Annotated in this window: 21 protein-coding genes and 2 pseudogenes; 6 read left to right on the top strand and 17 right to left on the bottom strand. The window is 71.4% G+C overall.

The genetic code is table 11. From position 1 onward, the window contains the following. Nucleotides 1-309 precede the first annotated feature (309 nt). Together ACFC1R_RS20670 and ACFC1R_RS20665 are read right to left on the bottom strand one after the other, a co-directional pair. Entirely contained in the window at nt 310-714 is a 405-nt protein-coding gene (locus tag ACFC1R_RS20670) for a nuclear transport factor 2 family protein (RefSeq protein WP_375940560.1), read from the bottom strand. A gap of 186 nt (nt 715-900) precedes the next feature. Further along, on the bottom strand, nt 901-1,947 hold the full coding sequence (locus tag ACFC1R_RS20665; protein ID WP_375940558.1) for a cytochrome P450: 1,047 nt from the start codon (nt 1,945-1,947) through the stop codon (nt 901-903). Nucleotides 1,948-2,758: 811 nt separating this feature from the next. Between ACFC1R_RS20665 and ACFC1R_RS20660 the strand changes: the two genes are divergently transcribed. Further along, nucleotides 2,759-3,124, top strand: a complete 366-nt coding sequence (locus tag ACFC1R_RS20660) for a hypothetical protein (protein WP_375940556.1) — start codon at nt 2,759-2,761, stop codon at nt 3,122-3,124. A 266-nt stretch (nt 3,125-3,390) separates the two neighbouring features. On the opposite strand, the gene ACFC1R_RS20655 is transcribed toward ACFC1R_RS20660, so the two are convergent. After that, nucleotides 3,391-5,757 carry a tetratricopeptide repeat protein gene (locus ACFC1R_RS20655; RefSeq protein WP_375940554.1) on the bottom strand — a complete coding sequence of 789 codons (2,367 nt, stop codon included), beginning with the start codon at nt 5,755-5,757 and terminating at the stop codon, nt 3,391-3,393. A 237-nt stretch (nt 5,758-5,994) separates the two neighbouring features. On the opposite strand from ACFC1R_RS20655, the gene ACFC1R_RS20650 reads away from it, so the two are divergent. Continuing rightward, nucleotides 5,995-7,053 (top strand): helix-turn-helix domain-containing protein, encoded by a 1,059-nt coding sequence (locus ACFC1R_RS20650; RefSeq protein ID WP_375940552.1) that lies wholly within the window; start codon nt 5,995-5,997, stop codon nt 7,051-7,053. Here the strand turns inward: ACFC1R_RS20650 and ACFC1R_RS20645 are convergent. From ACFC1R_RS20645 to ACFC1R_RS20615, 7 genes and pseudogenes are all read right to left on the bottom strand, one after another. Continuing rightward, nucleotides 7,010-7,426 (bottom strand): NUDIX domain-containing protein, encoded by a 417-nt coding sequence (locus tag ACFC1R_RS20645; RefSeq protein ID WP_375940644.1) that lies wholly within the window; start codon nt 7,424-7,426, stop codon nt 7,010-7,012. The two genes, ACFC1R_RS20650 and ACFC1R_RS20645, sit on opposite strands and share 44 nt — an antisense overlap. Nucleotides 7,427-7,450: 24 nt before the next feature. Continuing rightward, nucleotides 7,451-7,951, bottom strand: a complete 501-nt coding sequence (locus ACFC1R_RS20640) for a nucleoside deaminase (RefSeq protein ID WP_375940550.1) — start codon at nt 7,949-7,951, stop codon at nt 7,451-7,453. Nucleotides 7,952-8,077: 126 nt separating this feature from the next. Next, a pseudogene (locus ACFC1R_RS20635) lies at nt 8,078-8,167 on the bottom strand (cyanate hydratase); the annotation flags it as partial. A gap of 468 nt (nt 8,168-8,635) precedes the next feature. Continuing rightward, nucleotides 8,636-8,734, bottom strand: a pseudogene (locus tag ACFC1R_RS20630) (AraC family transcriptional regulator); the annotation flags it as partial. 127 nt (nt 8,735-8,861) lie between these two features. After that, nucleotides 8,862-9,428, bottom strand: a complete 567-nt coding sequence (locus tag ACFC1R_RS20625) for a Uma2 family endonuclease (RefSeq protein WP_375940548.1) — start codon at nt 9,426-9,428, stop codon at nt 8,862-8,864. Nucleotides 9,429-9,873: 445 nt separating this feature from the next. Continuing rightward, nucleotides 9,874-11,301 carry a rifampin monooxygenase gene (gene rox / locus ACFC1R_RS20620; protein ID WP_375940642.1) on the bottom strand — a complete coding sequence of 476 codons (1,428 nt, stop codon included), beginning with the start codon at nt 11,299-11,301 and terminating at the stop codon, nt 9,874-9,876. Between the two features lie 757 nt (nt 11,302-12,058). After that, complete coding sequence (locus ACFC1R_RS20615; protein WP_375940546.1) at nt 12,059-13,168, bottom strand: FAD-dependent oxidoreductase; 1,110 nt, start codon at nt 13,166-13,168, stop codon at nt 12,059-12,061. A gap of 123 nt (nt 13,169-13,291) precedes the next feature. Between ACFC1R_RS20615 and ACFC1R_RS20610 the strand changes: the two genes are divergently transcribed. After that, on the top strand, nt 13,292-13,885 hold the full coding sequence (locus tag ACFC1R_RS20610; protein WP_375940544.1) for a TetR/AcrR family transcriptional regulator: 594 nt from the start codon (nt 13,292-13,294) through the stop codon (nt 13,883-13,885). 214 nt (nt 13,886-14,099) lie between these two features. Here ACFC1R_RS20610 and ACFC1R_RS20605 read toward each other — a convergent pair whose 3' ends face one another. Next, complete coding sequence (locus ACFC1R_RS20605; protein ID WP_375940542.1) at nt 14,100-14,693, bottom strand: choice-of-anchor C family protein; 594 nt, start codon at nt 14,691-14,693, stop codon at nt 14,100-14,102. Nucleotides 14,694-15,150: 457 nt separating this feature from the next. Here ACFC1R_RS20605 and pip point away from each other — a divergent pair, with 457 nt between their 5' ends. Further along, a complete protein-coding gene (pip, locus tag ACFC1R_RS20600; protein WP_375940540.1) occupies nt 15,151-16,110 on the top strand; it encodes a prolyl aminopeptidase in 960 nt (319 codons plus the stop codon). 294 nt (nt 16,111-16,404) lie between these two features. On the opposite strand, the gene ACFC1R_RS20595 is transcribed toward pip, so the two are convergent. The 3 genes from ACFC1R_RS20595 to ACFC1R_RS20585 are packed head-to-tail and all read right to left on the bottom strand — an operon-like array spanning nt 16,405 to nt 18,658. After that, on the bottom strand, nt 16,405-17,622 hold the full coding sequence (locus ACFC1R_RS20595; RefSeq protein WP_375940538.1) for an MAB_1171c family putative transporter: 1,218 nt from the start codon (nt 17,620-17,622) through the stop codon (nt 16,405-16,407). Then, nucleotides 17,619-18,173: a ParH-like protein gene (locus ACFC1R_RS20590; RefSeq protein ID WP_375940536.1), complete on the bottom strand. Its 555-nt coding sequence runs from the start codon at nt 18,171-18,173 to the stop codon at nt 17,619-17,621. Before ACFC1R_RS20590 ends, ACFC1R_RS20595 begins: the two co-directional genes overlap by 4 nt. Beyond that, on the bottom strand, nt 18,170-18,658 hold the full coding sequence (locus tag ACFC1R_RS20585; protein ID WP_375940534.1) for an XRE family transcriptional regulator: 489 nt from the start codon (nt 18,656-18,658) through the stop codon (nt 18,170-18,172). Before ACFC1R_RS20585 ends, ACFC1R_RS20590 begins: the two co-directional genes overlap by 4 nt. A gap of 571 nt (nt 18,659-19,229) precedes the next feature. Between ACFC1R_RS20585 and ACFC1R_RS20580 the strand changes: the two genes are divergently transcribed. Then, complete coding sequence (locus ACFC1R_RS20580) at nt 19,230-19,937, top strand: hypothetical protein (RefSeq protein WP_375940532.1); 708 nt, start codon at nt 19,230-19,232, stop codon at nt 19,935-19,937. A gap of 589 nt (nt 19,938-20,526) precedes the next feature. Then, the gene (locus tag ACFC1R_RS20575) at nt 20,527-22,578 is read left to right on the top strand and encodes a WD40 repeat domain-containing serine/threonine protein kinase (protein WP_375940530.1); all 2,052 of its coding nucleotides are present in this window, start codon (nt 20,527-20,529) and stop codon (nt 22,576-22,578) included. A 69-nt stretch (nt 22,579-22,647) separates the two neighbouring features. Here the strand turns inward: ACFC1R_RS20575 and ACFC1R_RS20570 are convergent, their stop codons facing one another. From ACFC1R_RS20570 to ACFC1R_RS20560, 3 genes are all read right to left on the bottom strand, one after another. Beyond that, the gene (locus tag ACFC1R_RS20570; RefSeq protein WP_375940528.1) at nt 22,648-23,109 is read right to left on the bottom strand and encodes an SRPBCC family protein; all 462 of its coding nucleotides are present in this window, start codon (nt 23,107-23,109) and stop codon (nt 22,648-22,650) included. 407 nt (nt 23,110-23,516) lie between these two features. Further along, nucleotides 23,517-24,347 (bottom strand): hypothetical protein, encoded by an 831-nt coding sequence (locus ACFC1R_RS20565; protein WP_375940526.1) that lies wholly within the window; start codon nt 24,345-24,347, stop codon nt 23,517-23,519. Between the two features lie 343 nt (nt 24,348-24,690). Further along, complete coding sequence (locus ACFC1R_RS20560) at nt 24,691-25,074, bottom strand: hypothetical protein (RefSeq protein WP_375940524.1); 384 nt, start codon at nt 25,072-25,074, stop codon at nt 24,691-24,693. Nucleotides 25,075-25,389 lie beyond the last annotated feature (315 nt).

The raw sequence follows: 25,389 nt of genomic DNA, 5'->3' as shown, positions 1-25,389 counted from the left end.
CGCGCCCGCCTCTGCTCGTCCCGGTCCCCCCCGCCCCGGCGCCCTGTTTGCGGGTTCTGTTGCCCGCCCCGGCCCCCCCCGGGGGGCCCCCGGTGGGGCGCCCCCCGCCCGGTTGGGGCCCCCGCGGGGGTGCCGGGCCCCACTTCCGCCTCCTGGAGAGAAGGCGTTCAGTCTCCGCCCCGGACGCGCCGGTCCGCATTTGCGGGCAGTTGCACGGTCGCGCCCGTATCGGCTGCGGACCCGCGGACGGAAGATGCCGGACAACGCCGGCCACCGGGAGGCCGGCGGGGACAGCGGACCAGCCCTGGTTCAGGTCCCGGCGATACGTCTGCCCGGCATCGGCTCCGCGAGTGCTGTCCGCCATTCAGGCGCGCCGAAGACCTCCGAGAAGTACTGCGTCTCGTGCACCACATCCCCGTTGGCGAACTCCATGATGCTCACGGAGTAGGTGGGCACTCCGTCGTAGGTGATGACACACTCGCTCACCCACAGATCCCCGCTGCCGATGATCCGGTGGACGGTGAAGTGCCGGCTGGCAGGGTGCCCACCGCGTTGGGCCGAAATCGTCGCGCGGCCCCGGAACCGCTCACCTGACTGGGGGTAGTCGAGGATCGCGTCCGCGGCGTAAATGGCGTGCTCCGCTTCGGTGTCCCCACGTTCCGACGCCCGCCAGTGTTCTTCGATCGCAGCCTTGGTCTGGAGGTCGGGATCCATCGCGTTGTCCCTTCGGCAGGCGGCCGGAGCTGTCCGGGGCCCGGGAGCGCTTTCGAGGCTTCCTCCCGGGACGCCGGACACAGCGGCTACCTCAACGCTCGAACCGCGCACCCCCGCCCGCAAGCGCAGCCCGGCCGGCGCCCGTGAACGTCGTCGAGGACAGATGCGCCTACGCGCCGACTGCCCTCAGCTGCGCACGGTGGCACGCAGGCGCAAGCCGACGGTCGTCAGACCTTCGAGGGTGGTGAGCCGGTAGCTGGGTTCCGGTCCGGGCGGCTCGCTCACGTGGTAGCGGCGGGCGGCCTGCGCGGTCAGGAGCGTCAGCATCGCCATGGCCAGAGCAGCTCCCTCGCAGCCGTGCTTCCCGGTACCGAAGGAGAGGAAGACCCCGGGTTTCGCCGGCGAGCCCGAATCGTCGAGCCAGCGCTCGGGCTGGAACCGGTCCGGCTCGGAGTGTTCCCGTGCGTCGCGCTGGGCGGTGTAGGGGCAGACGAGAACGGTGGACCCGGCGTCGATGGTGTAGCCGGCGAGCTGAGTCCGTCGCGGGGCACGCCGGGTCAGTAGCCAGCTCGGGGGGTGCAGTCGGAGCACCTCGCGCACCAGCGCCTGGGTGTACTGCAGGCAGTCGAGGTGGGTGCTGGTCGTCGCGGCCGGGTCCGCGGGCAGCAGGGCGGCTTCGGCTGCGACGCGGTCCGCTGCCCGGGGGTACCGGGCCAGGTGGAGCAGGATCCATCCGGCGGCCCGGGAAGGTGTCTCGAAGGTGGCGACGGTGATTCCGGGGAGAGTGTCGAGGATGGCCTCCTCCGACAGCGGGCCGTAGTGCGAGGAGGGCCGGAGCATCTGTCCCAGCACGTCGTCACCGGACCGGCCCGATGAACGGCGCCGGCTGACGACGGACCGCAGAGCGTCGGTGAAGGCAACTTGCTGCCGTGTGCGGAACCGCCGTGCCGGTGTGGGAATCCAGGGCGGCCATTCCCACCGCGACGGGCGTACGAGCACCTCCCGGGCCGCGAAGAGCCGTGAGGCAAAGGGCAGCAGGGTGGGAGCGTCGTCGGAGAAGAGGTAGCGCACGCCGATCTCTGCCAGGGCGCGCCGGACCGGGGGCAGGATCTCGACGTCCTGGCCCGTGGGCCACTGGTCGACGAATCGAGCGGTCCCGGGCGCTATCTCGCCGATCCGGGCTGCAACCGCCTGCGGGCGCAGTCCCCGCATGCGGGCGGCGTGAGCGTGCACGCGCTCCTCGGACGTCAGTGCTCCGCTCGACCGCTTCAACGGCGGGAAAAGGGGCGAGGGTACCTTGGGGAAGTCCTGCGCGCGGTGCAGGACTGCTTCGCACGGCCCGGCCGTAGCGGCCACGTAGACACCCGGCTCCAGCTGCCAGACGTCCCCGCACTCGTCGGCACCACGGCGTGCCAGTGACAGTCGGTCGCGGCTCCAGGCCGCGAAGCTCCCTCCGGGCAACCGTGGCGGCTCATTCATTCGGCCCATGGGATCGCCCTTGACTCTCGTACCCGTCCAGGCCGATGTCGTCGGCAGCGTGGCCGGGAGCCGACGGGCACCCGAGGGCTCCCGCCGGCAGTGGGGTCAGACGTACGCACCCCAGTCGTGTTCCCCGTACGCACCGTAGTGGCGGGTGAAGGACAGCTTGCGAAGCAGCTTGGCGATCATGATGCACTCCTCTCGCCTGTCTTCAGCACCAAGTGCCGTACCTGCAATTTTTCCACACCCGCCTTATATGTCATTTCAGAACGTCGGTCGCACACATGGGACATGAGGCGTGCGCTTGCGGGCCGAGCCCGCCGTCAGCCGACGTCGCCCCCGTGCTGGGGGTCAGCGCCCCCGGCCGCGAGGTGGCGGCGCCTCTGCGCCGTAAGGACACCCTTCACGGGTCCGGCGTGTCCGGCGCTGTCCCGGGGCGTCCGGAAGCGTCCAGGACCGTCCGGGACGGTGTTCGACCAGTTGTTCTGCGTTCCGCCGGTTGCTGAGGTTCGGGGTGTGCCCCGGTGCCGACTCCGGGGCGGAACCGACTCACTGGAGGAGTTCCATGCGATTCACCAGTACCAGGAAGCGCGCCGTGGCTGCCGTGATCGCCGTGGTGGCGATGGGCGCCACCGGGGTGGGTACCGCGACCTCGGCCCAGGCCGCCGAGGGCACCTGGACGGTCAGCAGCGGCGGCTGTGTGGCGCTGGAGAAGATCGAGCTCCAGGGTGGCCACGACCACATGGCGATCGACCCGATCGCCAACCCCGGTGGCTGCGGGTTCGGTATCTGGAACCTGAACACCGGGCGCTGGGACTACGGCCTGACCGGCAGCGGCGCCCAGTCACCGTGGCTCTACGACGGCCCGGGCATGAGCCTCCAGGCGTGCGTGTCTTCGCCCAGCGGCTTGTCGTGTGGCCCGTCCAACTGAGCAAGGTGCGGTGAGTGAGGTGGGAGCGGGCCCTCGCGGGTCCGCTCCCACTGCTCAGCTGCCGCCCGGGTGTGACGTGGACCCGACCCCCGGTGTCGTGGGAGGCCCGGTGGTCCCCGTTCCGCCTCGGCCGGGCGGTCGACCAGCAAGTCCGCCACCACGATTCACGGCCGCTCCGTCCGACAGGCCCACCGGACGAGCCCGGACGGCTCCGGACGAGCCCGGACGGCCGGGGCGGAACCGAACGCTCCGCGACGCCGTCCGGGTCACTTCGTGAGTGAGTCGAGCAGGGCCCGGGCTTCGTCCGCCTCGGGGATGTTCAGCGAGGTGTGGATCTCGACTGCCTGTTCGGCGTGCTCCCGAGAGGCATCGGGTTCTCCCAGGCGCTGGTACGTGCGCGCCAGCCCGAAGTGGATGCGGCCGAGGTTGTACCGCTCGCCGGTGTGCGGGAGGTACTCGATCGCGGCCCGGTAGTGCTGAAGAGCGCTTGCCGGAGCGTCCATGGCCAGCAGGGCGTCGCCGAGCAGGGTGTGCGACTCGGCCTGGCCGAAGGTGTCGCCAAGGTCGCGGTGCAGATCCAGCGCCTCCTGGTACAGGTCGAGGGCCTCCGGATGGCGTTGCAGCTTCTGCTGGTGCTCGCCGAACTGGTTGAGCGCTATGGCCTGGCCGAGGCGGTTGCCGCCGCGCCGGTGGAACTCCAGCGCCTCGCGATGGTGGTCCAGGGCCTCCTGCAGCTTTCCGAGTCTGGTCAGCGTGGGCCCCAGATTGGTCAGGACGATCGCCTCGACCGCCGGCTCGGGGATGTCCCGGCTGATCCGCAGCGCCAGTTGCTGGTGGCCAAGGGCCTCCTCCAGGCGCCCCATCCGGGTCAGGGTGAGGCCCAGGTTGGCCAGGACATGGGCCTCACCGTTGCGGTTGCCGATCCTCCGCTGGATCTCCAGGGCCTGGTGGAGCAGGTCGAGCGCCTGGGGGAAGTCGCCGAGCTGGTACTGAACCAGTCCGAGGTGTCGTAGTGCGGTTGCCTCACCGGCCGGACTGTCGAGCTGCCGGGTGGCCCGCAGGGCGCGGGTACCCAGCACCAGTGCCTCGTGGGCGGGCATGTGGCGTTTGAGGTGGCGCCAGAGGATCGCCGGCAGGTCCGCCGCGTACTCTGGCAGGTCGGCGTCGGCGGCGTGGCGGGCGACCGCCAGCAGGTTGGTCTGTTCCCGGGCCAGCCAGTCCGCCGCGTCCGTCTGGCCGGCGAACACCAGGGGGGTACCGCTGGGCGCGGGTGGCTGCGGTCGATGATGCCGTTCCAGTGGGGCCAGTTCGTCCATCGCCGAGGCGGTGGCGTGACGGTAGTGATCGAACAGCCGTACGAGTGCAGCGCGCCGGAGGGGTTCGGGTTCCTCGCGGGCGAGCAGTTCACCGGCGAAGGTGCGCAGCAGGTCGTGGAAGGTGTACCGGAAGGCCGTGTGCTCGATCAGCAGGTGGTGGTGGTGCAGCGACTCCAGGAGTTCCTCGGCCTCGTCGAGCGGTGCGTCGACCAGGGCGGCGAGGGCGTGCGGCGCGAAGTCCTCGCCGGGGTGCAGCGCGGCCAGCCGGAACGCGCGCTGCTGCGCCGGGGTGAGGGCGTGGTAGGAGTCCGAGAAGGCCGCCGCAACGCTCCGGTCGTGGTCGGAGAGCTCGGTCAATAACTTCTGCGGACACCGGATCCGCTGCAACAACTCGACGGGCGTCCAGACGGGATGATGGGCCAGTCTGGCGGCGGCGATCCGCAGCGCCAGCGGCAGCCTGCCACACAGCGCGACGATCTCGTCCACCGTGGAGGCATGGCCGGCGACCCGGTCCGGGCCGACGATCCGGGCGAACAACTCGACGGCCTCGTCATGGCTCAGCACGTCCAGCGGCACGCTGACCGCCCCGTCCAGTGCGGGCATTCGCCGCCGGGACGTCACCAGTGTGAGGCAGCGCGAGTTTCCGGGGATCAACGGGCGGACCTGTTCGGCATCGACGGCGTTGTCCAGCACGATCAGGTACCGCCTGCCCGCCGCCCGGGTGCGCCACAGCCGGGCGCGGTCCTCGGTGTGCAACGGCAGCGCACTCTCGCTGACGCCGACCGCCCGGAGCAGACTCGCCAGCGCCGCGCCCGGTTCAAGCGGCCGCTGACCCGGAGTGAACCCGCGCAGGTCCACGAAGAGCTGCCCGTCGGGGAACCGGCCGGCGAGGGTGTGCCCGGCATGAACGGCCAGGGCGGTCTTGCCGACGCCGGCCATACCGTCGATGGCCGAGATCACCAGCGGACGAGCGTTGCCCGGACCGGCGGCCAGCTCCAGCAGCCGGTCCACCTCGCTGCGCCGTCCGGTGAAGTCCGGGACGGCGTAAGGCAGCAGTCGAGGCACCACGCGTTCGGCCACCTCCACGCCCGGCTCCGGCTCCCCGCGCACCGCGGCGAGCAGTCGGTCGCGGTCGGCCGGGTCCAGGCCCAGGGCTGTTGCCAGCCGTGCCACCGACGACAGGCGAGGCCGCCGCCGCCCCGACTCCAGCACGCTGATCGCATGGGTCGAGACACCCGACTGTTCCGCGAGCTCCTCCTGCGTCCACCCGGCCGAGAATCGGTACTGGCGCAGTAGCGTTCCGAACTCCCCCAGCATGATCGCCTCCGAACGGTGGTCACCCAGCGGGAGTGACGACGGCAGGAACGGCCCGGCACCCGGACGCGTAACCCCCGTCGGCGGCCCCCAGCCTGCGGCCTGGCGGGTCCCTGACAACAAGACATCATAGAACGCCAAGCAAACGCCATGGAGCGATCAGTCGGTGTTGGTCAGGATGGTCCCCGGCACACGCGCCGCGATCGGCCGATCGGGCCGGTCTCTCAAGGGGGGGGTCATATGACCGGGCAGCACATCGACGGGGATCCGGACCGGTTATCGCAGCAGCTTCCGGCGACGATGCCCGATCCGGACGGGGCGACCACACCGCAGGAGTTCGTTCGCCGGCTCCAGGCGTTCAAGGCATGGTCGGGCAGCCCGTCGCTGCGCGAACTCGAGCGCCGCACCGGCCTTCCACGCAGCACCCTCTCCGGAGACCTGAGCCATCAGCGGAGTCGTCTCCCGCCCCTGGAACGGGTGCTGGCGCTGGTCACCGCCTTCGGCGCGTCCGCCGAGGAACTCGCACGCTGGCAGTCGGCCTGGCAGCGCATACAGATGCGGCAGCAGTCGGCCGAACCACCGGTGCCGGCTTCGCGCCCAACTGTCGAACCGCCCACGCCCGATGTGGCACCGCAGGTGCTCCGGGAGCCGGAGTGGACGAGACGCCACCGATTCGCTCATCGCCGCCTCAGGTGGCCGGTGCTGTCGATCAGCGGTCTGCTCGCCGCCCTTCTGGCCGTCGCCCTGACCGCCACCCCGGTCACCGGCGGGAGATCCGCCGCAGCGGGAACCCGGCCGCCCTTCCCGGTCGACGCCCGGACACCGGACCGGTGCGGCTATCTCGGCCGGATCAGCGACAAGGTGGCCGCCTCCCCGCTCGACGAAGCTGCCACGACCGGCGAGTCGGTGCAGATCAAGAGCCCGGTGGCCAAGGGTGACACGCTGATCGTCACTCTGGCGCTCGCCGGGGCGGGCACCGGCCCCATCACCGTGCGGGACACGGCCGGTAACCGGTACCGGGCCATCCGTGACGAGACCACCGACGGCACCCGGCTGACCGTCTTCGCGTTGTTCGACGCCAGGCCCCTGGACTCCCTGGACCAGATCACCTTTCTCTGGCCGAGTTCGAAGCACGACTACACCGCGGTGGACGAGTTCCGGGGCGTCCGATCAGCCGACCCGGTGCACGGCCCCGGCGCACCGGGCGAGTCGCCCATCAGCTCCAAGGGGACAGAGCCGTGCGGCAGAAGCGGCGTCACGACCGCGCTTCGGAACGCCGCCGCCCCCGCTGATCGGTGACTGGCCGAAAGGTCCCGCCCCGGCTCGAAGAAGGCGGGGCGGCCCGCCGTCGGGGTGGTGAAGGACGTAGCCGCCGTGGTCCGTGCAGGTACGGAACGGGCCTTTGTCGCCGGCGCGGTTGCGCAGGGCCGCGGCGACGCGCGGTGAGATGGCGACCCGGCCCCTGCTGCTGTGGGGGCGCCTTGCAGGATCTGAGCGCCGGCCTGATGGCGACCGCCTCGCGGGTGACGCCGAGCTCCTCGGCGATCTCGCGGCCGAGGGCCTGCTCGTGGGATTCGCCGGCCTCGGGCTTGCCGCCGGGCAGGTGGAACAGGTCGCGACCGTGTGTGCGGGTGGCGAGGAGCCGGCCTTCGTCCAGCCGGGTCCACGCCACCTTCTCGATCGTTTCGGGCACCGGTCAGGCCGCGGTGGGGGCGCCGGCCACGCGGCGCTCGCCGCCGTTGCGCTCCTGCCAGAGCCTGTAGACGTCCACCGCGGCGTCCTGGGCCTCGTACCGCATGGGCAGGCGCCGCTCGGTGTAGTCCTTGGCGAACTCGCCGTAGAAGGTGTCGAGTTCGAAGTACTTGCGGTCGTCCACGTAGTGCGGCTCGTAGTCGTCGCGGGTGGTGAGGAAGACGACCTCGTCCGGCGAGCAGTAGTACAGCGACCCGAGGCACATCGGGCAGGGGTGGGCGAGGACGTAGATGGTGGCGCCGATCAGGTGCTCGGTGCCCAGCTTCGTGCACGCGTCGCGGATGGCGAGGATCTCCGCGTGCGCGGTGGGGTCATTGGTCTGGGCGACCCTGTTCGGGGACTCGGCGAGGATCTCACCGTCCTTGACGATGACGGTCGCGAAGGGCCTCCCGCCTTCTTCGACGCTGCGGCGGGCGATGTCGATGGTGTGCTGTACGAAATCCATGGGGACGCTCCTCCAAAGGGGTGCCGGCGATACGCCCGGCGAGCGGGTGCGGGAAGAGGGGGCGAAGGGCCTGGCGGGGCGGACTCGTCGCCGTGAACCGGCCCGGGGCCCTACCGGATCACCGGATCAGAACGGCTTGGTCGGCAGGTACCTGCCGTCCAGGGTGATCACCGCGCGCTCGCCGCCCTCGGGGTCGGCGACCTTCTTCGCTGCCAGGACGGGTCCTTGCGCACCTTGGCCTCGACGGCCTTGTCGGCCAGGGCCTGACGGGCTGCGGGAGCGAACTGGGCGTGCACCATGAGAAGGAGTTCCTTTCGGTGTGCCGCCCACCGGGAATGAGCGGCACGGCAGGTTCTGGGGGAATGGGGGTGATCCCGGGCGCCGAGGCGCTGTCGGGCCCTCGGCTGACGAGATCCACCATGCACGACCTGCTCCTATAGTGTCCAAGACGCAATAACCATTACTTCTATTGCTTTCACCTATAGCTGCGGCCATGGCTCTGGGCTCCGCCACCTACCAAAGATCTGCACGGCTCCCGGCCGGTCCGGCCTACGCGCAGTACTCGGGAACCCCTGCCGTCGACGTCCCCGGCCGGAGCTCGAATGGACGTGGGTGGATCGCCCCGACGCCCCGTTGGAAACCGGCCACACCCCGACCTGTTCACCTGACCCCGCCGCCGCACCACGCGACCAGCTCGAAGCGGGACCCGCCCCGCTCGATCAACCGGCATGCCGAAGCGACTCGTTCACCCGTGAGCCACGACAACGGCGTCGCCCGCAGTTGATCGGCAGCAGCTTGGCCCACTGCCCGTTGTCCGAGCGGGTGACGGCCGCCGCGGTCAGCAGGTTCCCGGCCCCTTGTTGCCCGGCCCCTGTTGCCCGGGGGCCGGGCACGGTCGGCAGGGCGCCGGTCAGAACCCGGCGGTGTCGAGGTCCAGGTCGAACGGACCCGGCAGGTGGACCGGGGTGCCGAAGGGGTAGGGCCCGTCCACGGTCCGGTAACCCAGGCGGCCCGGCTCGGAGAACACCGTGCACTCGCGCTGCTGCCGGTCGACCAGCAGGTAGACGGGTGCGCCGTACTGCCCGTACCGGCGGCGTTTGACGGTGCGGTCCGTCTCGCCGTTCGAAGGCGAGGTCACCTCCACCACCAGCAGCGTCTGGTCCGGCAGCAGCGCGCCCTCGGTCTTCGCCGCCAGCTCCGCCGGCACCACCGCCAGGTCCGGGATGAACCAGTTCTCGCTGCCGGGCAGATCGAGGTTCCCCGAGCCGGAGACCAGGCCGAGCGCCTCCAGGCGCGGGGTGAGCTGACGGCGCACCACCTCGGCGGCGTTCTCGTGCGCCCAGGACGGCGACATGGGGGTGATGACTCCCTCGATGATCTCGGCGCGGTCCCCCGCGACGTGCTGGACGGCGTACTTCAACGCCTGCTCCGGGTCGCTGACGCTGTAGTCCCCGGGGACGTGGGCTGCAGTGCTCATGGGCGCTCCTCCTCTACTCCCGCCCGATTCTCCCCCAGTACCCACGACTCGCGGGCGCGTCGAAGGAGGTGTTCACCGATTCGAGGCCGAGGTTCGCCACCACTCCGCCCCGGCGGCCGGCCGCGCGAGGCCGGCCGGGAGGCGGATCGGCTGCCGAGCCGGCCACAGCCGTGGCCACCACTGCCCGTCAACTCGACCCGGCCCTGAAGGACCGGGCTTGCGGGTAGGGCGCGACTGGCTGCAGCGCGGCCTCCCACGTCCGAGCCGCCTAGGTTGCGGTGCCGGGACGCGTGACTCGCGCCCCGCGGTCCACACGGTCGCGCCCTTGCGGGCAAACGGTCACGAGTTCCGCTCCGGCCCTTGTGGTGGACTCCCCCTCAGTAACGGGACCGCGCCGGACCCGGCTCGGAGACACGTCCCACCCCTCCGAGCCGGAACGGCGCGCTCAGCCGGCGGCGGCGCCGAACCACCTGGGGAGGTGGCCGAGCAGATCCTGCTGGTCTTCACCGACCCACGCCACGTGGCCGTCCGGCCGCAACAGCACTGCGGGTACGTCCAGTTCCTCACTGACGGAGACGACGTGGTCGACCCGGTCCGCCCAGCCCGCCACCGAGAGCCGGCCGGTCTGGTCGAGCAGGAGTCCGCGGCCGCCGTGCATCAGCTCGTAGAGGCGGCCCTGCTTCAGCTTCACGTCCCGCAGCCGCAGGCCAAGCAGTTCGTGTCCCTCGCCGAAGTCGTAGCGGACCCCGACCGCAGTGATCATCCCGGTCACGTACCGGTTCACCTCCTCGAAGTCCATCAGCTTGGAGAGCAGTTCCCGCAGCGCGGTCGCACCCGGATCGGTTCCCAGCAGGGTCATCTGTGCGCGGGTGTTGTCCAGCACGCGGGCGCCCACCGGGTGCCGTTCCGCGTGGTAGCTGTCCAGCAGGCCCTCCGGCGCCCAGCCGTTGACCGCGGCGGCCAGCTTCCAGCCGAGGTTGAACGCGTCCTGCACCCCGAGGTTGAGCCCCTGCCCGCCGGTCGGCGGGTGGATGTGCGCCGCGTCGCCGGCCAGCAGCACCCGGCCGACCCGGTAGCGCTCGGCCTGCCGGGTGGCGTCGCCGAACCGGGAGAGCCAGCGCGGCGAGTGCACGCCGAAGTCGGTACCCGCGAGGGCCCGTAGCTGCTGCTTGAACTCCTCCAGGGTCGGCGCGGTCGTACGGTCCTCGGCCACGCCGTCGGCCGGCACGACGACGCGGTACGTCCCGTCCCCGTTGGGGATGGTGCCGAACCGCAGTTGGGTCCTGCGGACTTCCTCGACGACGGCGGCGACCGTCGCCGGATCCTCGGTCATCTCCATGTCGCCCAGCAGCGTCTCGACCTTGGCGGGCTCGCCGGGGAAACCGACACCGAGCTCCTTGCGCACCACACTACGGCCGCCGTCGCACCCGACGAGGTAGCGCGAGCGCAGCTGCGTGCCGTCCGCCAGCCCGACGGTCACCCCGTCCTCGTCCTGGCTCAGCCCGACCATCTCGCAGCCGCGCCGGATCTCGGCACCGAGTTCGAGGGCACGTTCGCCCAACAGCCGCTCGGTGACCGGCTGCAGGGTGGAGAGGCCGTACGGATGAGCCGTGTCCAGGCGCTCCGGCCACGGCTTGTGGATGCCCCCGAAGAATCCGCCGACCTGGAACTTCTCACCGACCGCGAGGAACCGGTCCAGCAGGCCGCGCTGGTCCATCAGCTCGACGCTGCGCGTGTGCAGGCCGCGCCCGCGGGACTCCCCGGTCGGCTCGGTCAACCTCTCCAGCACGACCACGTGCACGCCGTGCAGCCGCAGTTCGCCGGCCAGCATCAAGCCGGTCGGTCCGCCGCCGACCACGATCACGTCAATCATCAGAACGCCCATTCATCGAGATTGGATTTCGGCCGGCCGCTCCGCACAGTCGGGCGGCGCGCACATCCGCACAACCGCGCCCCCCGCGCCGAGTCCCCGCAACCGCCTTGACCCCACGGGCGGTTCGACGTTTTCCCGCACCCGTACGCCGACAAAAGCACAGGTACTTCGTGAATCCGTCATTTCCGCAGGTTCCGGCCTTGGCCGACCATTCTGCGGCACGACCAGGACCTTGCCGCAAGCCCCCTGGTGCGCTATAAGTTGAGAGTGGCAAGGAGTGGATGACCTCCTTGCCTTCGTCTTTTGTCGCCCGCTCCGGAGGGGCGACCCCTCGGATCGGTGATCCGCCGCGCAGCCTCCTCAAAGAGGCCGACTCGAGCGTTCCGGAGAGCGCCGCCCGTTCCCGTGCAGTCCGTCGTGGCGCCGGCCTCGCCCCCCTGCCACTCGCGGCAGACAGCCGCAGAGTCGCGTGAACGACACCTCTGGCGCCCGGACGGTGTCGACCGTCGCGCTCAATCCGACGGCGCACCCCAGGGCGTCGCACGACTGTGGTGACAACCGCTCGGCTCGGCCGCCGACGCGGACGACGTCCTGCAGACACGCCAAAGACGCCTCCGGACCGCTGATCACCCTCGGCATCACGTGGTCAAACCGGACAGCCCCTCCGACGACGCCGCCCCGGGGCGGATGCGACGGCCGGGAGAGTGCACATGATCGACGCGGGCACGGCCGCGGGGCCGGGGACGGTGGAGTCGGCTCAGGAGGCCGTCGCGGGAACGAGGTGGTCGAGTCCCTGCGCGCTGCCCGTCGCGGCTTCGATCGAGCGCGGCAGCATGATGCTCTCGTAGGCGCGGACGGCGTCGTCGACGCTGGACTCGGTGACGAGGGCGTGGGCGAGGTCGGAGCCGTCGAGCATGGCGAGATTGGCGCCCAGCCCGACCGGGGGCATCAGGTGCGCGGCATCACCGAGCAGCGTGACGCCGGGAACGTGCTCCCAGGTGTGCGGGGCGGGCAGGACGAACAGGGACCGGTTGGTGAACCCGCTGTCGCTGTTGCGCAGGATGTAGCGCAGGCTCTCGTCCCAGTCCTCGAACATCGTCAACAGGTGCGTCCGTACGGCCCGCTGGTCGCCGAGGTCGACACCGGCAGCCACGTGCCAGTCCTCCGGCGCGCGGAGCGCGATGTAGGCGCGGATGTGGCCGTTGCTGTTGCGCTGGGCGACCAGGGACCTGCCGGCGCCCTTCGCCAGCATCGATCCGTTGCCGACCAGCCGCGCGAGGTCGGGATGGCGACTGTCGCAGTGGTCGAACCCGGTCTCGACGAAGGTGACACCGGTGTAGCGGGGCGCGGCGTGCGACAGGGCCGGGCGGACGCGCGACCAGGCGCCGTCGGCGCCGACCACCAGGTCGAAGTCCTCGGCGGTGCCGTCAGCGAAGTGCAGCCGGCAGGTGCCGTCCGGCAGCGGGGTGACCGCGCTGACGGCGCGGTCCCACCGCACCGTGCCCTCGGTGAGCGAGTCCAGGAACAGACCGCGCAGTTGGCCACGGTCGATCTCCGGCCGGCCGCCGGCGGCGGAAGGCCCCTGATGCACCAGGAGGGCGGCGTCGGCGAAGCCGAGCACGCGCCACTCCTCGCCTTCGGGGCGGGCCAGGGCCCGGAACCGGTCGAGGAGCCCTGCCGCCCGCAGGGCGGCCTGACCGGTGTCGGCGTGCAGGTCGAGGGTGCCGCCCTGCGGGCGGGCGTCGGCGGAGGCCTCGCGCTCGAAAACGGCGACGGACCGGCCGTGTTGCTGCAGGACTCGGGCGCAGGTCAGGCCACCGAGGCCGGCGCCGACGATCGCGATGCGGGGATCACGAGCAGAGTTCATGTGAGTGTCCCTCGGAGGTGGGTGAGCTGCCGGAAGGTCCGGCACCACCAAGAAAGCACACTCACGAAATAAGTGCAACGACTCAACTTTTGCAGTCACTGCACCCTGGGGTATGGTGGGCGAGTGACCGAACCGACCGGGCGCCGCGAGCGCAAGAAGGCCCAGACCCGCCAGTCCCTGGCCGACGCCGCACTCGAGCTCTTCCTCGACCGCGGCTACGACCAGGTCGGCGTCAAGGACGTCGCCGACGCCGCCGACGTCTCGGTGACCACCCTGTTCAAGCACTTCCCCAGCAAGGAAGCCCTGGTCTTCGACCAGGACGACGACCTGGAGGCGGCGCTCGTCGCCGCCGTGCGCGACCGCGCCCCCGGCCAGTCGATCCCGCAGGCGCTGCGCGAGCACATCCTGCTGAAGCAGACCCAGTTCGCCGTCCACGCCACGGACACGCGGTTCGCCGAGTTCACGCGCATGGTGCAGGAGACCCCCGCGCTGCGCGACTACGCCCACCGCATGTGGACGCGCCACGAAGCGGCCCTCGCACGGGCCGTCGCCGAGGCCGTCGGCGCTCCCGAGGACGACATCGGCTGCGCCGCGCTGGCTCGTTTCGCCCTCGAGGCCCGCGGCCTCATCCTGCGGCACGCCGAGCCGCGCCGAGCCGCCGACGAGGCCTTCGCGCTGCTCGAACACGGCTGGGCGGCCTCCCACCCGGGCAGCTGACCCGCCCCCGGACGGGCCGACCACAGCTCCGCGACCGCCGGCCGGCGCGGCCCCCGGGCAGCAGCGCCAGGCGATGACGAGCGGGCGGACACGCTCATCCGCCACGACGATCAGGGACTCGACACCGTCCTGCCGGTGCACACCGTGGACGGACCGGAGCCGGGACCACCCGCTGTCAATATCGCTGACGAACCGTCAATCGGCGCCGAGCACGTCAGCCGTTGCTGCAGGTCGGGCAGGGTGCGCAGCGCTCGATCCGGACGTCGTCGACGACCGGCCCGTACGGGCCGGCCGCCGTTGTGCTGGCGAAGGCGACGGTGGTCGCGGAGTTGGTGGCCCGGAAGGTGAACTGCCGGTTCACGTAGCCCATGTTCGTGAACGACTTGCCGGTGGTGTCGAAGGAGAAGTCCTGGAAGTCCTGCCCGTCGATGAGCGCACGGCCGGTCCTGACGGCCGCGCCGCCTCCGGGGTTGCCGGCCAGGGCGTAGGTGACGGTGTAGGTCGCGCCGGGGACGGTGGTGAAGGTCTGGGCCACCGCGCCGGGACCGGCGCCGTTGAGGTCGACGGACTGGTCACCCTCCGCCGCCTGCCAGAAGCCGGCGCCGATCAGGTCGACGGTCCCCGCGGTGACCCTCCACGGTCCGATGGCCTGCCCTGCGGACAGTTCGGTGAAGCTGTTGGCCGCCGCCCTCGGGTTCTCGAAGCTGCCGTCGTCGAACCGGCTGACGGTCTGCGCCGAGGCCGTGGCCCCGACACCCGCGAGCAGGACAGAGGTGGCCGCGATGACACCGGCACGCATGGAAAACATTGGATTCCCTCCCGAACAGTCGGCACCACACCGGAGTGATGTGTCCACGAATAAGATAGGTAGATCTGAGACCGGGAAAAAGGTTCCGCAGGAAAGACGGATAATCCTATCGAGCAAGGCTTCTCGACGCCCTGATCGAGGAATTGGCGGATCCCTGACTCGGTCGGCCCGGCCCGGCTCCCCTCCCCCAGACACAGCCCCGTCGGCAAGGACCCTGGTGCGACAGGCGACGACCCGCTCGAACTCGCCCTCCCCGCCCGGCCGATCGAGGAGAGGGGACGACGGTGGCGGCCAGGTCGGTGAGCACGGCAGACGGGTGAGCACGGGCCCTCCTGCTCGTCGAGGGACCACCCACCAGGGACTTCACCGGTCCCTCGGCTTCAAACCGCATGTCCAGACAGCAGGTTGGGAAAAAATCACCGGACTCGATCACGATCACGTCCTAGGATCGAGGGTTATGGTTGATCTCTATCCTCCGACTCATCCCTACGCCGATGGTCTTCTCGACACCGGAGACGGCAACCGCATCTACTACGAACAGCTCGGCAACCCCGAAGGCAAGCCCGTCCTGTACGTCCACGGCGGCCCGGGAGCCGGCACGCCGGCGCGGCCGACGAGGGCCTGGGATCCGGAGCGCTACCGGGTCATCCGCTTCGACCAGCGCAACTGCGGCCGCAGCACCCCGCACGCCAGCGACCCGGCAGCGGACATGAGCCTGAACACCACGCAGCACCTGATCGACGACATGGAGCGGCTGCGCGAACACCTCGGCATCGACAAGTGGCTGCTGAACGGCGCCTCCTGGGGCTCGACGCTCCTCCTGGCCTATGCGCAGCAGCACCCCGAGCGGGTCAGCGAAATCATCATCCAGGCGGTCACGATGACCCGCCCGAGCGAGACCTACTGGCTCTACCGGGGTGCCGGGCGGTTCCACCCCGAGGCGTGGGACCGGTTCCGCGACGGCGTCCCCGAGGACGAGCGGGACGGCGACCTGCTCGCAGCCTACGCACGGCTGATGGAGAACCCCGACCGGGCGGTCCGGGAGAAGGCCGCCGCCGACTGGCTCGCCTGGGAGGACGCGGTCATCTCCAACGAGCCCAACGGCATCCCCGGCATGTACGGCGACCGCGAGATCGACGCGCGGATCGCGTTCGTACGGATCTGCGCCCACTTCTTCAGCAACAACGCCTGGCTGGAGGAGGACCAACTGCTGCGCAACGCCCACAAACTGGCGGGCATCCCGGGGGTGCTGGTGCACGGCCGGCACGACATGGGCAGCCCGGTGGAGACGGCGTGGGAGCTGGCGAAGGCGTGGCCGGACGCTCGCCTGCACATCTTCGAGGACTCGGGGCACGTCGGAAGCGAGGCGATGGTGGCGACGGTCCGGGCGGCCATCGAGGAGTTCAAGAACCGCTGAGCCCCAGGGCGTGCAGCGGACCTCGAACGTGACCCGCAGGTTCCGCGCGCCGTGATCGGCCGCCCTGGCCGCCCGTGTCCCTGGGCCGAGACGATCACTCGGCCCAGGGACACGGGCGGCGGGCGGCGGGCGCTGGGCGAGGGCGCCGGTTCGAGCATGGAGCGGGCGGCTTCGGTGAGTCCCGTCGGCTCGTCCGGGCCTGCGGTCGGCGTCACGTACTCGGCCTGACCGGCCCAGACCGCGGGGGCGCCCCGGTCCGGTCGAGGTGATGGGCTGCCCGCCGCGTTCGCGCGTTCAGCCGGACTCGGACCGGTCGGGTCCACCGACGGTGGTCAGTTCACGGCGCACCCGGTCACGGATCCGGGCCACCACCGGGGAGTCGGCGAATTCCTCGGTGACCCGGATCAGCCAGTTGGTCTCCGCGTCCAGATCGGTCAAGGCCGCCGGTGGGACGTACGCCTCGTCGGGCGCGGGCGGACGGCGGTGGCCCGCCTCGGCGGCCTCCAGCGCAGCCGCGAGCACCGCCGCCTCGACCACCGCGGCCCGGCGGTGGTCGTCCATGCCGCCGCAGGCCGCGGCCGCCCAACGCGGCACCTCGGGATGCTGGTGGGCGCGGAGCCAGAGCTGCGCATCGCGGATCTCGATCACCCGCCGGTAGAGCGCGAACTCCGCCCGCCCGTGCAGCCGGAGTCCCGAGCCGGACGGTTCAAGGACGATCTCCGGCCGGATCGCCCGCAACTCCGTCCAGAGCGGCCCGAGCCGCCGGTGGCTGCGCCGGGCACGCAGTCGGCGCAGCGGCCCGGAGACCCGGCCGGGTAGGGCCATGAGCGAGGCGCCGCCGATCCCCAGGACCAGTGCCAGCAGCGCCACCGGCCCGGAGAAGGCGTCCTCGCCGTTGTCCTGCCGGCCGGTTCGCAGTCCGGCCACGAGCGGCACCAGGCTCGCCGCGACCCAGACCAGGCCGGCCGTCCCGCCGGCGACCACCAGCCGCAGACCGGTGCGCAGCCGTCCCGGCCCGAGGCCGTGTGCCGCACGGTGCATCACCGCCGTGAACAGGCCGACGCACCACGCGCTGTGCGCGGTGAACAGCAGGGTGAACGCGGCCAGTGCGACCCTCCCGCCGTCCGGCACGGTCAGGACGGCGTTGACCGGGACGACCCCGGCGGCCAGATAGAGCGCGGCGTCCGCCGGCATCACCACGGCGGTGCCGAGCACCTGACGCCGGATCCGGACGGCCCGGCGGTGCGGCGGTGCGAGCGTGAGGGCCATCAGCGCCAGAAAGCCCCCCGCGGCCAGCTTGAGTTCGGTGCCCGCCAGCGGCAGCCATGCGGCCCCGGGGCCGCCGTGCCGTTCGGCGAGCGCCAGCAGTGCCAGCGCGAGTCCGATGCTGGCCGCGAAGGCGATCAGGAACGAGCCGCCGGTCCGTGGTCGGTGGCCGCGCCGGAGCCAGGCCCGGTGGGCACTGGCGCCCAGCGCAATCGCTCCGGCCAGCGCCTCCAACGCGGCGATCACGCGTCAGCCGGGCGCGGCCCGCCGCCCGGGGCTCCGAACAGGTCGCCGAGCTGCTCCACCACCGCGTCCGTCCGGCCTGCCCCGGCCGGCTCCACCCGGCCGCCGACGCGGTGCATCGCCAGTGTCGCGAACAGCTCGGCCTCCTGCTCCTGGGTGTCGCTGTAGACGTCACGGCCCAGCAGACGGTGGACCAGTTCGGCCGACAGGTGCGGTGCCAGAGTGCCGAGCGCGGCCGATCCGGCCAGGCCGGGAGCTCCACCGGTGTTGTGGTGACCGCAGAGCAGGTGGCCGACCTCGTGCAGCACGATGTGCCGCTGGTGCAGCGCGGTGGTCCCGGTCGGATAGCCGATGTACTCGGCGCGGTCGGTGCTCACCAGCATCCCGCAGGTGCCCAGCGAGCCGGCCGGCAGCGGCAGCAACTCCACCGGGCGGCCCAGCCGTTCGGTGAGCACCCCGGCCAGCCCCGGCAGGTCGAACGGCTCCGGCAGGCGCAGCGTGCGCACGAGCCGCCGACAGCGCCGCCAGAGCCTGCGCCGTTCGGCGCCGGTCACGGCCGCCTCCGCCGCTCGGCCCGGGCCGTCTGCTCGGGGACGTCCTCCAGCGCCGGGGCCTTCGCGGCTCCCCGGGGAGCCGCTCCCCGCTCGGCCTCCCGTCGGGCGATCGCCTCGATCAGGTCGGTGACCGTGGTCAGACCCTGCGGTGACAGTGTCGCGGCCCGCAGGGCCACGTTGCGCACGCCCGCGTCGCGCAGCGCACCGATCAGCATCAGCTCCTCGTCGATCCGCTCGACCGACTCGTCGTCGAAGAAGTAGCCGACCGGCACCTGGAAGAACCCGGCCAGTGCTTCCAGATGACGCTTGGTCGGGTTGTCCCGACGTCCGGTGCGCAACTGCCACAGGTAGACGGCCGAGAAGCTCCCGCCGGTCGCCTCGCGGCAGGCCCGGGCGACCTGCTCGTTGCTGAACGGCTCGCCGTCGGGTTTGCGGACGGCCCGGAAGAGCCGCTCGATCCGGTCGGCCACGGTCGGTGGCCCCACTGCGCCCTGCGCCACTGTGCCCTCCCCGGCGTCCCAGTGCCCCTGCAACCTCGCAGGTCATCGTAGACCGGCTGCGGGGAGCGGGACAGCCTGACCTCCTACTCGTTCATGCCCTCGCGGCTGCCGGGACTGCCTGGCATTGGTGCCGCTGCGCGCCGGAGCAGGTCGCCCGGCCGCCCGCCCGGCACGCTTGGGCCGGGGCGGCCCGGGCGCTGCCGTGCCGGGTGGCGCCTCCGTTCGCGGCGGGGTCTTCGCCAGGACGAGCCCGGGCCCCGGATGGTGTGGGCCGCTGGCCGGACCAGCCGCTCGAGGGCGGCGTAGAAGCGGGCCGGGGTCCGCTCGCGGCCCAGGACATCGAGCGACTCGAACAGCGGCAGGCCCACCGTCCGGCGGATCTTGACGGGCCTGCATGGCACGGGCCCGCGCCTCGTCGGGTAGGCGTCGGTTGCCGATGCCCCGCGTGGATTTCCCCGTTCACCTCGCGATGGACCCACCCCACGGGGATCAGCCGTGCGGCGGGCGCGGTCCGATCCGACAAGATCCGCAGGGAAGGCCCCACTACGCTGGGGCGGTGCTTCTCCCCACCGTCCCGCGTACCCGCCTGCGGCCCGTCGATCGTCCGGCCATCGACACGCCGTTCGGCCCGTTGACCTTCACCACGGCCATCGGGGACATCGCCCTTCCATCGCTGCCCGATGAGCTGTTCGAGCTGCCAGGCGGCCGTACGGTCGCCCGCTGGAGCCGTCCCGCGGCCCGCGTCGAGTTGCTGCTGACCCCGTACGACGCCGAGCTCGACCCTGAGGTCTGGGGGCCGCTGACCGGCTGCCGTGCAGCGGTCTGGCGGATCGACGCCCATGCGCCGCTCGGGCGGGTGCAGTTCTCGGCGGGGCTGCCGGTGCAGCTCCCGGGGGGTGCCGACGCGGGGTGGGACGGCGGGCAGGCGCTGGCTGCGATCACGGTGGACGACGAGAGGACCCGGCTCACCGTCGGCGGCAACGACGAGGAGGCGATCTGCTGGGCGGCCCACGCGGGCGAGGTACCCCGGCGGTGGGCGGCGCTGATCGACGAGGTGTACGACCGTTCGTTCAGCACGTGGGGCGTGGACTTCGGCCACCACCACGGCATGTCCTGGACGCTGCCTCCGCTGGAGGCCGGCGACCATTGCGAACTCCCGCTGGTGGCCGCCTGGGCCCCGGTTTCGGACGAGACCGCGAACACTTGGTACGCCGTCATGCCGTCGCCAACGGTGTTGCTGCGTCAGGTCGCCGAGCGGGTCTGAGCTCGGTTCGGTGGAGCATGGCGTCGTAGGCTCCAGATCATGCACAGCACCTTGACGGAGCACGCCCGGTGTCTCCACGGAGACGAGTACCGACCCACGCCGGTGTGCGGGCTCGAACAGCAGGGACACCCCGAGCAGCTTCAGCCCGCGAACTAGGGTCATGGTGGCAGGTGGCAGGCCGGCGGGATGTCTCTTCGAGCAGCCGGTAGAAGGCGATCGGTCAGCAGCCACCCCGCACGCTCGTCCGCGCCGTACTCGACCTGGCCCGGGGCGGATTCGTGCCCCGTACCCGGCAGTTGGCGGACGATCACCTGGCACCGGTCAGGGACCCGACCGGCACGGGCAACCCAACCCCTACTCATACCGGAACCGCGAAGCCGCACTTCAAGGTAGGACGAGCTCGGGGGAGGACGAAATCCCCTCCTGCACCACGGAGTTCGACCGGGAGCGCGACCACGGCATCACCTCCGCTCCCCGGCCGCGAGCCGGTGCGGACGAGATCCGGATCTCATCGTCCTGGTGCGCTGGATCATGGTTCAATTCCGTACATGACACCGCCCCTGGTCCCCGGCAGATTCGAGCAGCGCGCATGGTCGAGCCCCTGGGCCCCGGAGATCCCCGGAGCATCGGCCCCTACCGGCTGGACGGCCGGCTGGGCGCGGGTGGCATGGGACAGGTCTACCTCGCCACTTCACCAGGCGGCCGCAAGGTCGCGGTGAAGGTCATCCGGCCCGAACTCGCAGCCACCCCGCAGTTCCGGACCCGGTTCGCCCGCGAGGTCGACGCCGCACGCCAGGTCGGCGGCTTCCACACCGCACAGGTCGTCGACGCCGACCCCGACGCCTCCTCCCCCTGGCTCGTCACCGCCTACATCCCCGGCCCGACGCTGCAACAGATCGTCGCCGAACGCGGCCCGCTCACCCCCGACGCCGTCCTCCGCCTCGGCGCCGGCCTCGCCGAAGGACTCGCCGCCATCCACCACTGCGGCCTCATCCACCGCGACCTCAAACCCGGCAACGTCATCCTCGCCGACGACGGCCCCCGCATCATCGACTTCGGCATCGCCCGCGCGGTGGACGCCAGTTCGCTCACTGCGACCGGCTCGGTGATCGGCACGTACGCGTACATGTCGCCGGAGCAGATCCGCGCCGACCGCGCCGGCGCCGCCAGTGACGTGTTCGCCCTCGGCTCGGTCCTGGCCTTCGCCGCCACCGGCCGCAGTCCCTTCGACGGGCCCACCCTTCTGACGGTCGTCCAACGCATCCTGGACGAACCGCCCGCGCTCGACGGTCTCGACGGCGAGCTCCGGTGCCTCCTGACCTCCTGCCTCACCAAGGACCCAGCCGACCGGCCCCCCGTCGCCGGCCTCCCCGCCCGCTTCGCGGAAGCCTGCGCGGACGGAGCGGCCGTCCATCCGCCCCGGCCGGAGCAGACGGTGGTCCTGACCCCGGCGCCGCACACCCCGCCCCAGCCCGTTGTGCAACGGACCCAGCCCGTGACGGTGCGGGACCTCGGTGCGCGAGCGGCGGCGGACGCCGCGGCGGGCGTGGGCGCGCATGGCGCAGCGGGCGCGAATCCGTACGCCGCCACGGAGACGGGCCCTGTCCCGGCAGGACCCGCAACACCTGCGACACCCGCAGCACCCGCAGCACCGATACCGTCCGTCCCCGAGCCCGCCACGGCACGGGTGACACGGCGAAGGCTGATCTTCGGCGGCCTTGCGGCCACCGCGGCCGCCGCGATCGGAGTGCCCCTCCTCCTGAACCGGGACGACGGCAACTCTCTCAAAGGCCCCGATGGCATCGGCGCACTCGCCTTCAGCCCGGACGGCAGGACGCTGGCCGCCTCCAGCCCGGACGGCACGATCTGGCGGTGGGACACGTCCACCCGGCACAGCACCGTCACCCACATCGCCATCGCCGAGTACACCCAGCCCAACGTGTTCAGCCGGGATCTCGAACGCCTGGTCAGAGCGGAGAAGAACCAGGTCCAGCTGTGGGACGTCGCCACCGGCCGCGCCGTCGGCACCTTCACCGGAGCCACGTCGTTCGAGCTCCAGCAGGGCTACTTCGGTTCTGTCGACCTCAGCCCGGACGGCAGGACGCTGGCCTCGAGCAGCCCCATGGGGTTGTACGTGTGGGACGTGTCCTCGGGCCGGAGTCTCGCCGTGCACGAGGACTCGAAGCTCGGGCCGACGGCGTTCAGCCCGGACGGCACCCTGCTGGCCAGCGGCAATCCGGCCCAGGTGCGGCAGATGCCCGCCGACCGGGTCGTAGCCACTGTCGGCGACGGGAAGAACCAGCTCTTGGAACTCGGGGTGTTCAGCCCGGACGGCCAGATCCTGGCCGTCGCACAGCGGGACTACACGGTACGGCTGTGGAACGCCGGTTCCCGCCAGGACATCGCCACCCTGGACCGCCACAAGGCCGACATCCACGCGCTGGCCTTCCACCCGGGCGGGCGGATCCTGGCCAGCGCCGACGAGGACGGGAACGCCTTCCTGTGGGACACGGCCTCGGGATCGGCCACCTCCACCTTCACCAGCGGCAGTTCCATCGAGGCGGTGGCGTTCAGCCCGGACGGGAAGACCCTCGCGGCGGGACTCCGCGGCGGATCCGTCCGCCTCTGGCCGGTTCCCTGAGCCGCCGCAGCAGCGCCGACACCGGCCCTCTCCTGCGTTCCCGCCCCTGTGTTCCCGGCCCGGCAGCGATCACTTGTGACCGGCGGCCGGGCCGGCCGTCAGGGCGGTGTCGGCGGCCTCGAGAACCTTCCCGAAGGTGTGGGCGATGCCCGGTTCGGCCAGTACCCGGGTGAGGACCGCGCCGAACGGGAGACGGACCTGGAAGGTGGTCGTCCACGCGACTTCGGTGCCCTCGGCGACCTCGGTGAAGGTCATCCGGCCGAGCTCGTGCCGGGACGGCGGGAAGCTGCGCTCGACGGTGTAGTCGAAGTCGTACGGCGGGTTGTAGACGGTGACCCGCTCACGGAACCAGCCGATCGCCCACGTGTGCAGCCGGATCGCACCCACTCCGTACGGCGCACCCGCACCCGCTCGGGCAAGTCGCGCCCTGAGGATGAGCGGGGAGCGGGTGTAGTTGGTGGTCGTGGCACACCAGTCGAACACCTCCGCGATCGGTGCTGCGATCACGCGTCGAACCGTCAAGGTCTCCATCTTCGTCCCCTTCTCCTGGCCGGCAGCGGCGCGGAACGACGACCGCGCCCGACAGGTGGACAGCACACCGTCCGGGAATGTGACAGCGCCGGAGAGTGATGCGCGTCACCCGGGCAGACCCGGGTGACGGAGCACCGGCCGAACGGGATGAGCCCCGAATCCCCGTACCGAGCACGGTTCCACCTGTCACAGGACGACGACCGCACGGCCGTTCTTCTCGGCTTCTGCCGCACCGCAGGTCGGACCGCTCCCCCGGCGGCCCGGCACCCTGAGCCGCCGGGGAGGACACGCCGGACCGGATCGCCCCGCAGACCGGAAGGGGCTACCTCCGGGGGGCCGCCTGGGCAGCAGGGACCGCCCGAGCGGCCCCGGGCGCGCGCCCGGCCGCCCTCCTCCCGGCACTCAGATCAGGAGGACTTGAGCTTCTGTTCGAACACGCTGTCGTCCACCACCGCGTCCGCCGGGGGCGCCTCGACGGTGACCGGCTTGCCGAAGTCGCTGAAGGTGAACTGGTTGGACGCGTCGCTCGGGCCGTTCGCTATCCGGATGAGGTACGGCTTGCCCTCGGTCGCGATGTACTGCTTGCCCGTGGTGCCGTCCTCGTCGGTCATGTCGAGGCTGAAGGTCTTGACCGCGTCGACGGTACCGGCCTCGCCCTTGGTGAGCTTGAGCTTGCTGTCGTCCGCGGCCATGCCTGCGGCCATCCCGCACATCTCGTCGGCGATCCCCTTGAGGTCCTGGTCGTCCTGACCACCGGTGAGCCACAGGCCCTTGAGGAGCTGGACGACCGCGTCGACAACCTTCTGGTCGGAGACCTGCTTGCCTCCCATGGACTTCCAGAAGGTGACATCCGGCTTGATCCAGGTCCGGGAAGCGGTCTTCCGCAGCTCGAACGAACCGCTGGAGCCGGCCTCGACCGTGCCGGTGCAGTTGCCCTTCTGGTCCTCGGCGAGGTGTACCGCGGTCTTCTCGCCGTCCACGGTGGCGGTGCCGTCGATCGTCAACGATCCCGCCTGGATCATCACGGCCTTCATCCGGCTCTCGATCTCGTCGGCGGTGAGCTTCCCGGTGTCGAGGGCCGGTCCGGGGGCCGCGGCCGGCGGGGCGGAGGCGGCCGAGGAGGCAGCGGCCGCGGGTGCCGCCGCGGCGGACTTGTCCTTGTTGCCGCCGCAGGCGGTGGTCCCGGCGACCAGGACACCGCAGATGACGGCAGCTGGGACAAGACGCTTGGAGAGCATGGAACTTCCTTCTCGCTGAAGTGGGGCGCACCAGCAGCGCAGACGTGCGGTGGCGGGCTCCAGTATGTGGCCGGATGATCTTCGGAACGACCGGAAGTGCCTTCGCGTGACCTGCTCGTTCTGCGATCGATAGCTTCCGTTCCGGTGGCCGGACCACCACACGGGAGACTCGGTACCTCAAGTCACCGACGGAACCGGCTCGTTCGGGGAGACGACCGGGGAGGAGACGAGGCCGCCGGCGTGCCGTCCCATGACGTCGGTTGCCCGGTGTCGGAACCGACCGACCGCGCGGGAGAGCACTCCGCGAAGCGGGTGACCCGCCTTCCCGGCCCGCGCACGGCCGTTACCGGGTCGTGCAGCCGAGACGCTCCGTCGTCCCCGTCATGGCGCGAAGCACGGGACCCGAGGAGGCGATGACGAACAGGCCGAAGAGCGTGATGGGCAGCAACCCGACGGGACGCAGCAGCCATGCCGGATTCTCCCGCAACTGCGGCCAGTTGACGATCCAGTTCGTGACGGCGTCCAGCGTCATCACACCACAGGCCAATCGGACCCCTACCGGCGACACGAGGCCCACCAGCACGACGACCAACGGGTCCAGGACGGCCAGGCTGACGAAGAACACCTGCAGCGGCACCGGGGCGAAGGAGGCGTAGACGTGGATCCCGCCTCTGATCAGATCCAGGAAATGGGCACCGGCCCCCTCAAGGAAGCCGATCAAGTACACCGCGAGCGTCCATCTCACCCGCCGTGGCCGGTCTCTCCACCGTTCCCGCAATCCACCCCTCACCGGGCCAATCTACGCGGGCGCCACACATCGATCAAGGAAACGACCGCCCTGCCCGGGGCCGTGATCTGCCTCATGCCGGCGCCGCCGGAGAGCGACACGCCCGGTGGCGCACGTCGCGAACGTCCGACTCCGATCGACGGCCACCAGGTGCGAGTCTGACCCCACCTCGAAATGCCGACCGAAGCCGCGCGCGCGGCGGGCACCGCGCCGGGCCGCCCGGCGAACGGGCCGCTCGCGGACGGGCCGGCCCGG

This window comes from Kitasatospora sp. NPDC056138 (assembly GCF_042264695.1).
Classification (GTDB): Bacteria; Actinomycetota; Actinomycetes; order Streptomycetales; family Streptomycetaceae; genus Kitasatospora.
Note: the sequence above shows the minus strand (reverse complement) of the source record. Positions and strands in the feature narration are given on the sequence as shown.

What these genes read in the sequence shown, in the direction of transcription:
- ACFC1R_RS20670 (WP_375940560.1), bottom strand. Translation starts at nt 714, where the DNA reads ATGGATCCCGACCTCCAGACCAAGGCTGCGATCGAAGAACACTGGCGG.
- ACFC1R_RS20660 (WP_375940556.1), top strand. Translation starts at nt 2,759, where the DNA reads ATGCGATTCACCAGTACCAGGAAGCGCGCCGTGGCTGCCGTGATCGCC.
- ACFC1R_RS20655 (WP_375940554.1), bottom strand. Translation starts at nt 5,757, where the DNA reads ATGCTGGGGGAGTTCGGAACGCTACTGCGCCAGTACCGATTCTCGGCC.
- ACFC1R_RS20650 (WP_375940552.1), top strand. Translation starts at nt 5,995, where the DNA reads ATGACCGGGCAGCACATCGACGGGGATCCGGACCGGTTATCGCAGCAG.
- ACFC1R_RS20640 (WP_375940550.1), bottom strand. Translation starts at nt 7,951, where the DNA reads ATGGATTTCGTACAGCACACCATCGACATCGCCCGCCGCAGCGTCGAA.
- ACFC1R_RS20625 (WP_375940548.1), bottom strand. Translation starts at nt 9,428, where the DNA reads ATGAGCACTGCAGCCCACGTCCCCGGGGACTACAGCGTCAGCGACCCG.
- rox (WP_375940642.1), bottom strand. Translation starts at nt 11,301, where the DNA reads ATGATTGACGTGATCGTGGTCGGCGGCGGACCGACCGGCTTGATGCTG.
- ACFC1R_RS20615 (WP_375940546.1), bottom strand. Translation starts at nt 13,168, where the DNA reads ATGAACTCTGCTCGTGATCCCCGCATCGCGATCGTCGGCGCCGGCCTC.
- ACFC1R_RS20605 (WP_375940542.1), bottom strand. Translation starts at nt 14,693, where the DNA reads ATGTTTTCCATGCGTGCCGGTGTCATCGCGGCCACCTCTGTCCTGCTC.
- pip (WP_375940540.1), top strand. Translation starts at nt 15,151, where the DNA reads ATGGTTGATCTCTATCCTCCGACTCATCCCTACGCCGATGGTCTTCTC.
- ACFC1R_RS20575 (WP_375940530.1), top strand. Translation starts at nt 20,527, where the DNA reads ATGGTCGAGCCCCTGGGCCCCGGAGATCCCCGGAGCATCGGCCCCTAC.
- ACFC1R_RS20570 (WP_375940528.1), bottom strand. Translation starts at nt 23,109, where the DNA reads ATGGAGACCTTGACGGTTCGACGCGTGATCGCAGCACCGATCGCGGAG.
- ACFC1R_RS20565 (WP_375940526.1), bottom strand. Translation starts at nt 24,347, where the DNA reads ATGCTCTCCAAGCGTCTTGTCCCAGCTGCCGTCATCTGCGGTGTCCTG.